Genomic DNA, 14591 nt, shown 5'->3' on the forward strand with positions numbered 1-14591 from the left:
CTTATTACGTAATAAAAGCAATCGGCTTTATTTCCGATTGCTTTCAATTTTAAAGGAAGAATCTTTGTATATCATTCCAAGTTACGATAATCATTAACAGCATGAGCAATGCAAAACCAATGAAATGCACCATACCTTCTTTTTGACGATCAATTGGTTTCCCTCTTAATGCCTCTACCCCGAAGAATAATAGTCTTCCGCCATCAAGTGCAGGGATAGGTAGTAGATTCATGATTCCAAGATTAATGCTAAGGAGTGCTCCCCATTTCATTAAGTACAACACACCAGATTTAGCAACTACCTCTGTTGATTTGTAGATACCAACAGGTCCTGAAAGCATGTCAATAGAGAATTGTCCAGTAACAAGTTTGCCTAACATACGGAATATCTCAATAGTCCACTGATAGGTTTGTTGAACACCATAAGTGGCTACCTTTAAAGGAGACTTTTCAACAGGATTTAGTACCCCAATTCTTCCTACTTCCTGTTCTCCTTCTTTTTCCGCTTTCGGTGTTACGGCAATATCTTTTGTTTGATTATTACGTTCAATCGTGAACATTAATTCTTCACCTGGATGCTTTTGAATAACATCCACAATATCTTCCCAACTTGAAATTTCAGAGCCATCAATACTAATAACTGTATCCCCAGTATGCAGACCAGCCTGTTTTGCAGCACCATCATTTGTCAACTTGCCTAGTATTGGATCATTTGTGGGAACACCTTGAATGATCGCTAAAATGGTAAATATAACAATTGCCAAAACAAAATTCATCATCGGTCCGGCAAATATGGTCATCGCACGTTTTCCTAATGACTTTGAGGCAAATTGTCGATCCCACGGTGCTATTTGGGTTTCCACTTGATCCTCTACAATAACAGCTTCTTTCATAAGGGAGAAGGTTTTTAATGTTTCATCGTCCTCTTCCTCATATCCTTTAATGATTAGATCATGATCTAAATCAGCAGATTCTACCTCAATTAGTCGAATGTTAGAATATCTGTTTTTACCGTTAAGAACAATTTTCTCCACTTGTTCCTTATCATTAAAAATCAAGCCAACACGTTGACCAGCTTTCAAATCAAGCATTTCCTGATCTTCGCCAGCCATACGAACATAGCCACCTATAGGTAGTAATCTTATCGTATAAAGTGTTTCATTCTTTTTAAATGACAAGATCTTCGGACCAAAGCCTATCGCAAATTCGCGACAAAGTATTCCCGCCCTTTTGGCAAAGTAAAAATGACCTGCTTCATGGAAGAAGACTAATGCGCCAAAAATAATTATAAACGCTATGACAGTAGTCAAATGTAAAACCACCTTTTTAGAAGAGTGTGTTTATATATACTCTTGTTTCTTGATCAATTTCTTTAATTGTATCCAAGTCAGGATGTTTAATCACATTATGCCTATCTAAAGCTCTTTCTATCAATTCATCAATTTGTAAAAAGGCAATTTTTTTATTTAAAAAGGCATTGACCGCAGCCTCATTAGCTGCATTTAAAACTGTAGGTAATGATCCGCCAGTCCTCCCTGCATCATATGCAAGTTTTAAACAATGAAATCTCGTATAATCCATTTTTTCAAAATTTAGTTTACCAATATCCTCTAAATTCAGTCTCTTTCCTGATGGTAAAGGAAGTCTGTTCGGATAGGATAATGCATATTGAATCGCAACTCTCATATCAGGCGAACCCAATTGTGCTTTTATACTTGTATCTTGGAATTCTACCATGGAATGAATGATACTCTCTCTATGCAATACTACATCAATTTTATCAAAAGGGATATCAAATAGCCAATGTGCTTCAATTACTTCCAATCCCTTATTCATCATTGTTGCTGAATCAATGGTAATTTTAGCACCCATTGACCAATTCGGATGATTTAGTGCCTCTTCTACTGTGACCCCAATTAAATCCTCTCTAGTCTTGTCCCGAAAACTACCGCCAGAAGCGGTGATAATCAGGCGATCAATTTCGCTATCCTTCTCTCCTTGTAGACACTGAAATATTGCAGAATGCTCACTATCTACCGGAAGAATGCTTACGCCATGTTGTTCCGCAGCAGACATAACTAAATGTCCAGCTGTTACCAGTGTTTCTTTATTTGCAAGTGCAATGGTTTTCCCTGCCTGGATGGCATGTAATGTTGGAAAAAGTCCTACACTCCCCATTACAGCATTAACTAAAATAGTTGCTTTCTCATAGGTGGCCACTTCTAATAAGCCGTTTTGACCATACGAAAAAGATATAGAATGTCCGTATTCCGCTTTTAATTTTTCATAGTCTTCTTGATTTTGTACTGAAACTATTTCCGGTTTAAATTCAGTAATAATTTTTCTCGTTAATTCGATATTTTTCCCAACTGAAATTGCAACTAAACAAAATTGTTCAGGATGATTTCGAATCACGTCTAGTGTTTGAGTACCAATAGAACCTGTAGCACCCATTAAACTAATATATTTCATGTTTTCAACTCCTAATTTCTAGAACCGCTTAATTAATTACCAATAATATGAAGTATATGCAATAAAGGCCATACAAATAATAAACTATCAAAACGGTCTAAAATTCCGCCATGTCCAGGAAGGATTTTTCCTGAGTCCTTTACTCCATAGTGACGTTTATAGGCTGATTCAGCTAAATCTCCAATTTGTCCAAAAATCGCTAAAACAGCTGAAACGAATAATAGCTTTCCTATAGATACATCAATGTTTGAGAAAAAGTGAAAGAGAATGCCCACTACAACGGCACATACGACCCCACCTACAGCACCCTCAATCGTCTTATTTGGACTAATTTCTGGCCAGAGTTTCCTTTTCCCCATAGAACGACCAATAAAATAGGCACCCGAATCTGTTGCCCAAATAATAAATAAGGAATAGAGAATATATGTAAGACCGCCTGTTTCTCTCGTTTCAATAAAATAATAGATCCCCATTCCTACATAAAGTACTGTTAGTAATAAAAAGGAAATATCATCAAAAGTGGTTTTATTTTTTGTTATAACGGTAATAACAAGAAATAAAAGTATGGCAATAAAGATATATTCCAGTTTTGAATAGCCTAAATTCTCTATTACATTAATATATTGTTTTGGTATTAGAATAATCCATAATAATAAAACAGAAATAATTCCTTGAAATGAAACGATAGAAATTTTTCTCATTCTTAATAGCTCATAAATAGCTACTGTTCCCATTAAATATGAAAGGATAATAAATGGGATGTTTCCATAAATAACGATTGGTATAAATATAGCTGCAGCAATCACTGCTGTAATTATTCTTTGTTTCACTGTTCTTTTCCCTCACTTTGTATGCCGCCGTAACGTCTTGATCTCCGTTGATATTCTTCGATTGCTTCTAGAAGGTCCTCTTCACTAAAATCCGGCCATAATACATCTGTAAACACAAATTCAGTATATGCAAGTTGCCAAAGCATAAAATTACTTAGACGAATTTCGCCACTAGTCCGGATTAATAAATCAGGATCCTGCAAATTTTTAGACATTAGATAGTGGGATATTGTTTCCTCTGTTAAATCCTCTGTACTGATTTGACCATTTTTTGCATCTTGTAAAATATTCTGTACTGCATTGACAATTTCATCCCTACCACCGTAATTTAAAGCAAAGTTCAATATAAGTCCACTATTATTACAAGTGTCATCCATCGCTTTTTGAACGGCTTTCATCGTATGTACAGGTAATTTATCTTTATGCCCCATCATTTCTACTTTCACATTTTCTTCAATCAATTCAGGTAGAAATGCACTTAGAAATTCTTGTGGAAGCTTCATTAAATAATCTACTTCCATTTTTGGGCGAATCCAATTTTCAGTAGAAAACGCATAAAGAGTTAATACCTCAATACCGAGCTTGTTTGCTAGACGTGTAATTGGTTTTACTTTTTGCATTCCTTCATGATGCCCTGCAACTCGAGGAAGTCCTCTTTTTTTTGCCCATCTCCCATTCCCATCCATAATAATCGCTATGTGCTTGGGAAGTTCTTGCTTTTGTATATGCTGAATTCTTTCTTCAATACTTTGTGTTCCTTTGGAAGTTTTTTGTAACTTCATTTTCTTTAACATAACTTGCCCTCCACTGGAATACTGCACTTAATAAATCTATAACATATAATATGATATCAAAAAATCGGATGAATATCTTTATTTACAAAAAATATGTTTTAAATGTGATTTCTATTATAGATAAAATTAATATATTTGTGTAGTTTTTCCATCCATTTTATCGATGTACAAATTGTTTCCGTGTGATTTAATCTTTTTTAATCAGTAAAAGGATGGAAGGTACAGCTTCAACCTATAATAATTCGTCATCACTTAATCAACATAACAGCAATGTTGGAGAAATGAGCTACTAAAACGAATCAAGTAGTCTTTCATGTTTATTTAAAAAAAGCTCTCGATTTCGAGAGCTTTTCGTTATACTTCTAGTATATCTTGTTCTTTTGATTTAGTCAGTTCGTCTACTTTATTAATATACTCGTCTGTTATTTTTTGAACATCATCGGAATAACCTCTAAGATCATCTTCAGAAATTTCACCGTTTTTCTCTAATTTCTTCAAATCATCATTCGCATCACGACGAATATTTCTAATTGCTACTTTTGCTGATTCTGCCTCTTTTTTCACTTGCTTCACTAATTCTTTACGACGCTCCTCTGTTAATGGAGGAATTGCAAGACGAATTAATGTGCCATCACTATTCGGTGTTAGACCTAAATCAGATTTTAAAATAGCTTTTTCAACATCTGATACAATAGTCTTGTCATACGGTTGGATAACAAGTAATCTTGCCTCTGGTACAGATACCGAAGCCAATTGGTTAACTGGTGTTGGTGCTCCATAATAGTCAACAACAATTCTATCTAATAATGATGCACTTGCTCTTCCAGCCCTAATTGAGCTTAGCTCACGCGTATATGCTTGAATCGCCTTAGTCATTTTTTCCTTCGTATTTGCAATTACTTGTTTCGGCATTATTCCTTCCCCCTTACGATTGTACCAATATTTTCACCCATTATAACACGTTTGATATTCCCCTTCTCCATAATTGAAAAAACAATTAATGGGATATCATTATCCATACATAATGATGAAGCAGTAGAATCCATTACGGCTAAGCCATTTTTAATTACATCTAGATAAGTTAATTCATCGTATTTAATTGCATTTTTATCTAATTTAGGATCAGCAGAATATACACCATCGACATTGTTTTTAGCCATTAATATCACTTCTGCTTCAATTTCTGCCGCCCTAAGTGCTGCTGTTGTATCTGTAGAGAAATACGGGTTCCCTGTACCTGCTGCAAATATGACAACACGTTTCTTTTCAAGATGTCTAATGGCGCGTCTACGAATATATGGCTCAGCCACCTGACGCATATCAATAGATGTTTGAACACGAGTTTCAATTCCATTTTGTTCTAAACTGTCTTGAAGTGCTAAAGAATTCATAACCGTAGCCAACATGCCCATATAGTCAGCAGTAGCGCGATCCATTCCCATCTCGCTACCGATTTTGCCACGCCAAATATTCCCGCCACCTACAACAACAGCAACTTCAACACCAAGTTCTGCTAATTCTTTTACTTGTTCTGCCACTGATTTAATAACTGAAGGATTGATACCAAACCCTTGTTCACCAGCTAATGCTTCACCACTTAATTTTAAAACTACACGTTTATATTTTGGGGTGCTCATTTATGGACCTCCAATTGGTTTAGAGTATGTAAATTTTCATTGATGATATTTTTTATGTTATTATTGCAATTATTTCCATGCAATAATAATAAAAGCTTTGTACTCTTTTATTGATTTTATACTCGATTAGTCAAAATTATCAATTGTAACGAAAGTACAATGTTAATTAGAAAAGAGCCTTCTTTAAAAATAGGGAACACAGAGTGTTCCCCATCATTAAAGCTTATTTCTTTACTTGACTCATTACTTCTTCAGCAAAATTATCTTGACGCTTTTCAATACCTTCTCCAACTTCGTAACGAGTTAAATCAGTAATTGTAGCACCGTGTGATTTAACAAATTGACCAACTTTTTGATCTGGGTTTTTTACGAATGCTTGGTCAATAATACAAATTTCTTCGAAGTATTTGCTTAAACGACCTTCAACCATTTTAGCAACGATATTTTCAGGTTTTCCTTCATTTAACGCTTGTTGAGTAAGAACTTCACGTTCATGGTCAACTTCTTCTTGTGATACTTGATCACGAGAAATATATTTAGGATTCAATGCAGCTGCATGCATAGCAACATCCTTCGCAACAGCTTGATCAGTTGTTCCTTCTAATACTGCTAATACACCAATACGGCCACCCATGTGTAGGTACTCACCAAATGCTGCATTATCAGATTTTGTTTTTACTTCGAAACGACGTAAAGTGATTTTTTCACCAATTTTTGCAATAGCAGCATTGATTGTTTCAAGTACAGTACTACCATTTTCCATTTTTTGTTCTAATGCTTCTTCAACAGTAGCTGGGCTATTTTTCAATAAATGAGAAGCAAGTTCTTTAACAAGATTCATAAATCCTTCATTTTTTGCAACGAAATCAGTTTCTGAGTTTACTTCTAAGATAACTGCTTTATTTCCTTCACTTAAAATGAAAGTTGTACCTTCTGCAGCGATACGATCTGCTTTCTTTGCAGCTTTAGCAATCCCTTTTTCACGAAGATAGTCGATTGCTTTATCCATATCACCATTTGTTTCTGTTAATGCTTTTTTACAGTCCATCATACCGGCGCCTGTTTTTTCGCGTAATTCTTTTACCATTTGTGCAGTAACTGCCATGGGAAGTCCTCCTTTATTGTATGTAAATAAATATTAGTTATATGTTCACTCACTCTTTAAAAAAAGGTGATAAGGTTGAAACCTTCTTATCACCTTTTTTCATACATTTTTCCACAAAAGTAGATAATATTATTCAGCAACTTCAGCTGGTGCTTGTTCAGGTGCAGATGTTTCTTCAGCTTCACCTTGTTTTACTTCTACAATTGCATCTGCAATTTTACCAGTTAATAATTTAACCGCACGAATTGCATCATCATTAGCTGGAATTACATAGTCGATTTCATCTGGATCACAGTTTGTATCAACAATACCTACGATAGGAATGTTTAATTTACGAGCTTCTGCAACTGCAATACGCTCTTTACGAGGATCAATGATGAATAATGCATCTGGTAATTTCTTCATATCTTTAATTCCGCCTAAGAATTTAACTAGACGTTCATGTTCTTTTTTAAGTTGAACAACTTCTTTTTTAGGAAGAACTTCGAATGTTCCATCTTCTTCCATTTTTTCGATTGCTTTTAAACGTTCAATACGTTTTTGGATTGTTTCAAAGTTTGTTAATGTACCACCTAACCAACGGTGATTAACATAGTACATACCAACGCGTTCTGCTTCTTCTTTTACAGATTCTTGAGCTTGTTTCTTTGTACCAACGAAAAGAATATTACCACCGTCAGCAGCAAGCTCTCTAACAAAGTTGTATGCTTCTTCAACTTTTTTCACTGTTTTTTGAAGATCGATAATATAAATGCCGTTACGCTCAGTGAAAATATATTTTTTCATTTTTGGGTTCCAACGGCGAGTTTGGTGTCCGAAATGTACACCAGCTTCTAGTAATTGTTTCATAGAAATTACTGACATTTTATTTCCTCCTAATGGTTTTGTTTTCCTCCGCTCCATTCATTTTTAAATCAAGACTATTTTTTTCAATAGCACCCTTCATTTAAATCCTGAAGCGTGTGTATTAACACCAAAAATTAATATAGCATAAATTTGTCTATCAATCAAGATTATCTATAGCTTTTTTATAGAATTTCAACATTAATTCAATTTCCGTTATACCTTTGTTTAATTTTTTTGCGATTTCTTCATTTGTTAAACCCTCTTTTTTAAGAGAGACAACTCGTTCCTGAATTGTTTTCGGTTCAGTTTCCTTAGCTTCAAGGTTTGTTACTATACTACTAGGTTCCACTTTATTTTGATAGGACTTAACTGCAGTCATATGCTTATATGAATGTGGAGTGATGACCTGATTATCAATTTTTTGTTGTTCCTCAGAATTCTCGATATTGAAAGACTCATTAACTTCATTGACTTCCGTTTTTTCTTTTTGACTTTGATTTTCCTGAAGATGTTTTATGTTATCGATAAACTGATTATTTTCCTCTTTTAATTCTTCAATGTATGCTGAAAATAAATCTTCCATTTCCTTCATAGCGTGCTTTTGTGTGTGATCCAAAGCAGTTATGCGATTTTGGCGTAAGTAAAGAATAATAACCGCAAAAATTGTAATTATGTTTAAAATAATAGAAAAAAATAACATCATGTTTGTCATGATAAATCCCTACCCGCTAAAATCAATATTATTTCCTTTGTATGGATGTTGCTGTTCTTGATCCTTTTGTTTGTTGTGTTTCTTTCTTTCATGATTAAGTTCATCATGATCGTTTTGTTTCCTTTTTAGGTGCACACGATCTTTTTGTTCATTCTTCATCACTTGTTTGCGCTTTTGTTGTAGTTCTTTTTCCATTTGGTTTAGAGCATGGTCGTTCAGCAACTGTCCCTCTTGATGTAGTTGCTGAACCTGTTTTCCGACATCAATACTTTTAGGTAAGGCAATTTGCATTTCAATTGATTTTAATTCCATGCAAGAGAAGCCTCCTCGAGAATATTATAGTTGTTTCTCTAAAATATTTTTTAGCTTAAACAATGCTTTGGAATGTATTTGTGATATTCTCGATGTGGATAATCCCATTATTTCACCGATTTCAGTCAGTGTTAATTCTTCATGATAAAAAAGGCTTAGTACAAGCTGTTCTTTTTCAGATAATTGAGTAATAACCTTTGATAACTCTTTAATTTGTTCACCTTTTACTAATAATTCTTCTGGATTAGGTGCTTTTTCATCCTTTAGAATGAACCCTTGCATTTCACTGTCATCCATTTCATTTACATGCTCATCCATTGATAAGACATTAGCAAAAAAATGCTCATTAACCGTTTGGCAAACTTCTTCTTCCGACAATCCCATATGATTAGCTATTTCCTCAGCAGTAACTGGTCTCATATATTCTTGTTCAAGCAATTCGGTCGCCATTTCTATCTTTTTTGCCCGTTCCCTCGTCCCTCTTGGTAACCAGTCTTCTTTTCTAAGTCCATCAAGAATAGCACCACGAATTCGAAAGGATGCGTAAGTATCAAATTTAAGATCACGTGTAGCATCAAACTTGTTTAATGCGTCTAGTAACCCCAACATCCCGAGACTTTTCAAATCATCCTTTGAAACGCTTCGAGGAAGGCCAACCGCAATCCTATGTACATGATATTGAACAAGTGGCAGATATTTTTTCACTAAAACATCACCTGCATGTGTATCACGCGAATGTAACCAAAGATCCCAGTATTTTTTTTCTTCAGTAGCTTCTTTGTATAACATTGTTCTCCCTCCTCGAGTTTCTTTTATATTAAAATGGAGCCGATTCTTATCTTTAGCAAATATCAAGAAGACAATAGAAATCTATTTATAAATGATCAAAAAAAAGGCTGTTTTCGTTCAGTTTATTGCTTTTACACCAGATAAAGGATTTTGGTTCTCTTTAAGTTTGTAGCTCTTTTCTCAAAGGAATGAAGGACTCGTAGATCTTCAACCTATTTTTATTAGTTAAAACATTATCTAATAGCATCCATATTTGAGAAAAGGCAAAAAAAACAACTTGGAACAATTCCAATAGCCTTTTGCAAATAACATCCTTTTTTTCATATGTTTATATATTAAATATCTTTTGTACCTTTGTTAACTGTTCTAATTTGCAATAAACAGGTAGATGGATCGAATTCAATCGTTCGCCCACTATTACCACCAGTATCCTCAGCAACAATACGAATATTTTCCTTTAATAATGCCAGTTTTACTGCTTCAACGTTTCTCGGTCCAATTCTCATCATCTCATTCTGAGAAGAAAAGGAGAACATTTCTGCACCACCAGCTATTTTTGCTTTTAATTTATTCGCTCTAGAACCTTCCATTACTAGTTTTGATAAAAGCTCTTTTATTGCTGTATCAGCAAATTTTGCTTTATTTATAGTTGTAGGATCCTTTGCAATGCTTGAATCTGGTAACATCACATGGGCTAATCCAGCTAAACGTTGGGATTCATCATATAGGATGACACCGACACATGACCCTAAACCTGTTGTACGAATCGTGTATGGGGATCGAACAATATTTAAATCAGCAATCCCAACTTTAATGACGGTCTCCATTGTTATTCCACTCCCAGCGCTTTAAAAATAATTTGGAAAGAATCTGGATTTGGGAGTAGGAAAAAGTGTCCGTTTACACTTGACAATGTATCTGCTTCATATAGGGCCGTATCTATGACAATAGCATAATCACTTACTTGTGATACCTCTAATAATCCATAACTAATAATAGCTCCAAACATGTCAACACTAAGGGCAGGTACAGAGGGATATAAATCTAAATTTGTAAAGTCTGATAATGCAGTTAAATAAGATCCTGCCATAATGTTTCCAAGTTCGTGAGCAGCTGAAATTCCTAAATCATTTTGGAAATCTGCAAGAAATGAAAAAGATTGATCACCGGTCATTTTTCTAATAAACCGTTCACCTTGCTCAATAGGGAGGATAAAAAACATATTTCCATTGGCATCCCCTTCAATCTTTAAAAAGACACTAACAACCACATTTTCCGATCCACCAGCAAGCTCCGTTATTTCATGAAAAGGTACAATTCGCACATTTGGAACATTCATTTCAATTTTCTTATTAAGAAGGGTAGAAAGAGCAGTTGCGGCATTCCCTGCTCCAATATTCCCTATCTCTTTCAAAATATCCAAATGAATCGTTGTAAACCCATTATCTATAGACATTAATATTTCTCCTATTTAAGTGGACTAAGCACTTGTTCTAAATTTATTAACAATAATAAGCGTTTGTCCACTTTGGCAACACCAGAAATAAATTCTGCTTTTGCCATGTCAACTATATCTGGTTGTGGTTCAATAATTTCCTTTGGTATATCAATCACATCATTGGCCGCATCTACTAATAATCCAACTTCCATTGTTTCCATTTGAACAATAATGATCCTCGTGTCATCATTAGGTAATATTTTTCCAATTCCAAATCTCTTTTGTAAATCAATAATTGGCAGTACGATCCCACGTAAATTTATAACACCTTTTACAAAGCTTTCAGTACGAGGAACCCTTGTGATATGTAATACTTTTTCAATCGCACGTACTTGCTGAACAGGAATAGCATATTCTTTATCTAATAAGCGAAATACGATTAACTTCACATTTTCAGTTGCAATGACATCTGTCATTTTTCCCACTCCAATCTTTCCTCCAAGGTAGATAAAATTCCTTTTATTTTATCAATGCATTACAATCAATAATTAACGCTACTTGTCCGTCACCAAGGATCGTTGCACCTGAAATAGCAAAAACATTAGTTAAGTAATTTCCTAATGACTTTAACACAATTTCCTGTTGACCAATGAACGAATCAACGACTAAAGCAGCCATTTTATTCCCTTTTCTAACAATAACTACTGAATGATACTCATCTTCATCCGATGTATTAGGAACACTAAAGACATCCTTAAGAAATACTAATGGAACGATATTTCCTCTAAAGTCAATGACCTTTTGATTATGTGCATTTAAAATATCATTTTGTTTTATGATGGCTGTTTCTATAATTGATGAAAGTGGAACGGCATATTTTTCGTCACCAACTTCTACCAACATAACTGAAATAATTGATAATGTTAATGGCAGTTGAATAATGAATACGGATCCTTCACCTTCAGATGAATCGATATTGATCGTTCCACCTAAGGATTCGATCGTTGCTTTAACTACATCTAATCCAACACCTCTACCAGAAATATCAGAGATTGTTTCGGCAGTAGAAAATCCAGATGCTAGAATTAATTCGAATACTTGTTTATCAGTTAGTGCAGCAGCTTCTTCTTCAGACAGAATTCCTTTTGATAAGGCTTTATTTAACACTTTTTCACGATTGATTCCAGCACCATCATCTTCTATTTCAATAAATACATGATTTCCACTATGATATGCTTTTAATTTAATCGTTCCTTCTTCAGGTTTTCCTTGTTGTATACGTTTTTCAGGCATTTCAATTCCATGATCGATAGCATTTCGCAATAAGTGTACAAGTGGATCACCTATTTCATCAATTACTGTACGATCTAGTTCCGTTTCAGCACCAATAACCTCTAGATTGATCTTTTTATTTAAATCTCGTGCAAGCTGTCTCACCATTCTAGGGAATCGATTAAAGACAGTTTCAACTGGAACCATTCTCATATTCAGGATAATATTTTGAAGATCACTTGAAATACGTGTCATTCTTTCCACTGTCTCATCAAGCTCTGAATGCTTTAATTCCTTCGATATCTGCTCTAATCTACCTCGATCGATAACTAGCTCTTCAAAAAGATTCATTAAAATATCTAATCTTTCAATATTCACCCGTATCGTTTTGTTATGATTTGCAGAATTAGTAGATGACTGCTTTTCTTCTCCCTTTTTCTGAGGAGTTTTTTCTTTTTCCTTTTTAATAGGTTGATTTATTTGCTCTTCCTTAGTTTCTTGCGCTGTCTCATCATGGAATCGCTCGACATCTTTTATTTCTACTATTTGGACATTTTCAATTTCAGAAACCTTCATCACTTTCTTTTTAATTTCTTCAGCTGACTCTTGTGTAATTAAAGTAACTGTAAATTCACTATCAAATTGCTCTGCCTCTAATTGATCAACTGACGGAGTGGAATTAATAATTTCACCCGATTTTTCTAAAACTTCAAAAGTCATAAATACACGTGCAGCTTTCAATAGGCAGTCACTTCTTAATGAAATTGACAATTCTAAACAATTAAAACCTTGTTCAAGTGATTGCTTAATAATGGTTTGCTCATATTGATCATAACTATTTTTTAGGTCTTCCTTAACAACTTCTGCTGTAGCAGCTATTTCCTGTTGTGCTGATGATTGAACGATAGGTGATTCACCTGTTTCGATGATATGGAGCTTCTCAATTACTTCTGTTACATCTTTTTTTCCATCACCACCACTGGCAATTGATTCTACCATCGTTTCAAGATCATCAACTGCTAAAAAGACAACGTCTAAAATTTCTGGAGATACAGAAATTTTTTCATTACGAATTGCATCAAGAACGTTCTCCATTTTGTGGGTTAAGTTGGCTAAATCTTCAAACCCCATTGTTGCAGACATTCCCTTTAAAGTGTGTGCTGAACGAAAAATTTCATTGACAATAGATAAATCATGCGGATTTTTTTCCAATAGTAATAACTGTTCATTACAGGATTGTAAATGTTCCTTACTTTCCTCGATAAAAATCTCTAAATATTGACCCATTTCCATGTGATCCCACACCCTTCTACAACATGTACTTCATGATTGTATTTGATATTTGTTCAAGATCTTTAATTTCATCTACTAAATTCGTGGCAATTGCTGATTTCGGCATTCCGAAAACAATACAACTATTCTCTGATTCTGCAATTGCCTTAACATTTCCATTATTCTTTAATTCTATCAAACCTTTTGATCCATCAGAACCCATTCCTGTCAATATTACTGCTATTTTATCATATTCAGATAGTTTACTAACTGACTGAAACATAAAGTCAACAGAAGGTCGATGTCCTTTTATCGGTGGTGAATGATCTAAAGATATAGAAACTTTAGAACCATGCTTATTTAACTGAATATGGTCATTTCCCGGGGCAATATAAGCCACTCCATCCTCTAATATATCCCCGTCTTCTGCTTCTTTTACCTTTATATTACTCATTGAATTTAGACGATTAGCAAGCGATTTTGTAAATCCTGCAGGCATATGTTGGACGATAAGAATTGGGGCTTTAATGGATTCTGGCAGATTCGTTATAACCTCTTGTAATGCCCTTGGGCCCCCCGTGGAGGAACCAATACAAATTAGCTTTTTCCTACTTTGATTCCAAGAATTATGATTTGGAACTAAAATTGATTCAACGGGATTCTTATTCAATTTAGTTTGGACTAACGGTCTGCAAACCTTATCCATGTTCACTTGACTTGCATGTTTTACTTTTTGGATTAATTCTTCTTTTACTTTGATTAAGTCTAGTGAAATGGGGCCAGACGGTTTAGTAACAAAATCAATTGCACCGTTTTGCATAGCAATAATTGTATTTTCAGCACCAATTTTCGTTGTACTCGATAGCATGATAATTGGAGTTGGCGTTTGTTTATTAATAATGGTTAAAGCATCAAGACCATTCATCTTAGGCATTTCAATGTCCATGGTGATGACGTCTGGTCGTAATTTATTTACTTTTTCAATTGCTTCAATTCCATTACGCGCAGTTCCAATCACTTCAATAGACGGTTCCTCTTGTAAAAAATCAACGATTAATTTCCTCATAAATGCAGAATCGTCAACAACAAGTACTTGAATCGTTTTCATCATCA

Annotated in this window: 16 protein-coding genes; all 16 read right to left on the minus strand. The window is 34.5% G+C overall.

Features of this window, described 5'->3' with window-relative positions:
• Positions 1-49 precede the first annotated feature (49 nt).
• Positions 50-1309, minus strand: a complete 1260-nt coding sequence (gene rseP, locus MHI39_RS15900) for an RIP metalloprotease RseP (RefSeq protein WP_259545755.1) — start codon at positions 1307-1309, stop codon at positions 50-52.
• 16 nt (positions 1310-1325) lie between these two features.
• Positions 1326-2471, minus strand: coding sequence for a 1-deoxy-D-xylulose-5-phosphate reductoisomerase (dxr, locus tag MHI39_RS15905; protein WP_058002683.1), 1146 nt, complete (start codon positions 2469-2471; stop codon positions 1326-1328).
• Between the two features lie 32 nt (positions 2472-2503).
• Positions 2504-3301, minus strand: coding sequence for a phosphatidate cytidylyltransferase (locus MHI39_RS15910; RefSeq protein WP_058002682.1), 798 nt, complete (start codon positions 3299-3301; stop codon positions 2504-2506).
• Complete coding sequence (locus MHI39_RS15915; RefSeq protein ID WP_058002681.1) at positions 3298-4095, minus strand: isoprenyl transferase; 798 nt, start codon at positions 4093-4095, stop codon at positions 3298-3300. Before MHI39_RS15915 ends, MHI39_RS15910 begins: the two co-directional genes overlap by 4 nt.
• Before the next feature lie 354 nt (positions 4096-4449).
• Entirely contained in the window at positions 4450-5007 is a 558-nt protein-coding gene (frr, locus tag MHI39_RS15920) for a ribosome recycling factor (protein ID WP_058002680.1), read from the minus strand.
• A complete protein-coding gene (pyrH, locus tag MHI39_RS15925) occupies positions 5007-5732 on the minus strand; it encodes a UMP kinase (protein WP_058002679.1) in 726 nt (241 codons plus the stop codon). The genes frr and pyrH overlap by 1 nt, the downstream gene beginning before the upstream one ends.
• A gap of 223 nt (positions 5733-5955) precedes the next feature.
• The gene (gene tsf / locus MHI39_RS15930) at positions 5956-6837 is read right to left on the minus strand and encodes a translation elongation factor Ts (RefSeq protein ID WP_058002678.1); all 882 of its coding nucleotides are present in this window, start codon (positions 6835-6837) and stop codon (positions 5956-5958) included.
• 129 nt (positions 6838-6966) lie between these two features.
• Positions 6967-7701: a 30S ribosomal protein S2 gene (rpsB, locus tag MHI39_RS15935; RefSeq protein WP_058002677.1), complete on the minus strand. Its 735-nt coding sequence runs from the start codon at positions 7699-7701 to the stop codon at positions 6967-6969.
• Between the two features lie 139 nt (positions 7702-7840).
• Positions 7841-8395 carry a hypothetical protein gene (locus tag MHI39_RS15940; protein WP_058002676.1) on the minus strand — a complete coding sequence of 185 codons (555 nt, stop codon included), beginning with the start codon at positions 8393-8395 and terminating at the stop codon, positions 7841-7843.
• Between the two features lie 9 nt (positions 8396-8404).
• On the minus strand, positions 8405-8707 hold the full coding sequence (locus tag MHI39_RS15945; RefSeq protein WP_259545763.1) for a hypothetical protein: 303 nt from the start codon (positions 8705-8707) through the stop codon (positions 8405-8407).
• A 24-nt stretch (positions 8708-8731) separates the two neighbouring features.
• Positions 8732-9496 (minus strand): FliA/WhiG family RNA polymerase sigma factor, encoded by a 765-nt coding sequence (locus MHI39_RS15950; protein ID WP_058002674.1) that lies wholly within the window; start codon positions 9494-9496, stop codon positions 8732-8734.
• 335 nt (positions 9497-9831) lie between these two features.
• On the minus strand, positions 9832-10323 hold the full coding sequence (locus MHI39_RS15955) for a chemotaxis protein CheD (RefSeq protein ID WP_058002673.1): 492 nt from the start codon (positions 10321-10323) through the stop codon (positions 9832-9834).
• Between the two features lie 2 nt (positions 10324-10325).
• The gene (locus MHI39_RS15960) at positions 10326-10952 is read right to left on the minus strand and encodes a chemotaxis protein CheC (RefSeq protein ID WP_058002672.1); all 627 of its coding nucleotides are present in this window, start codon (positions 10950-10952) and stop codon (positions 10326-10328) included.
• Between the two features lie 11 nt (positions 10953-10963).
• Entirely contained in the window at positions 10964-11410 is a 447-nt protein-coding gene (locus MHI39_RS15965; RefSeq protein WP_058002745.1) for a chemotaxis protein CheW, read from the minus strand.
• A 43-nt stretch (positions 11411-11453) separates the two neighbouring features.
• On the minus strand, positions 11454-13499 hold the full coding sequence (locus tag MHI39_RS15970; protein WP_058002671.1) for a chemotaxis protein CheA: 2046 nt from the start codon (positions 13497-13499) through the stop codon (positions 11454-11456).
• A gap of 16 nt (positions 13500-13515) precedes the next feature.
• On the minus strand, positions 13516-14586 hold the full coding sequence (locus tag MHI39_RS15975) for a chemotaxis response regulator protein-glutamate methylesterase (protein WP_078109071.1): 1071 nt from the start codon (positions 14584-14586) through the stop codon (positions 13516-13518).
• Between the last annotated feature and the right edge of the window lie 5 nt (positions 14587-14591).

It is taken from the genome of Heyndrickxia sp. FSL K6-6286 (genome assembly GCF_038630395.1).
Classification (GTDB): Bacteria; Bacillota; Bacilli; order Bacillales; family Bacillaceae_C; genus Heyndrickxia; species Heyndrickxia oleronia.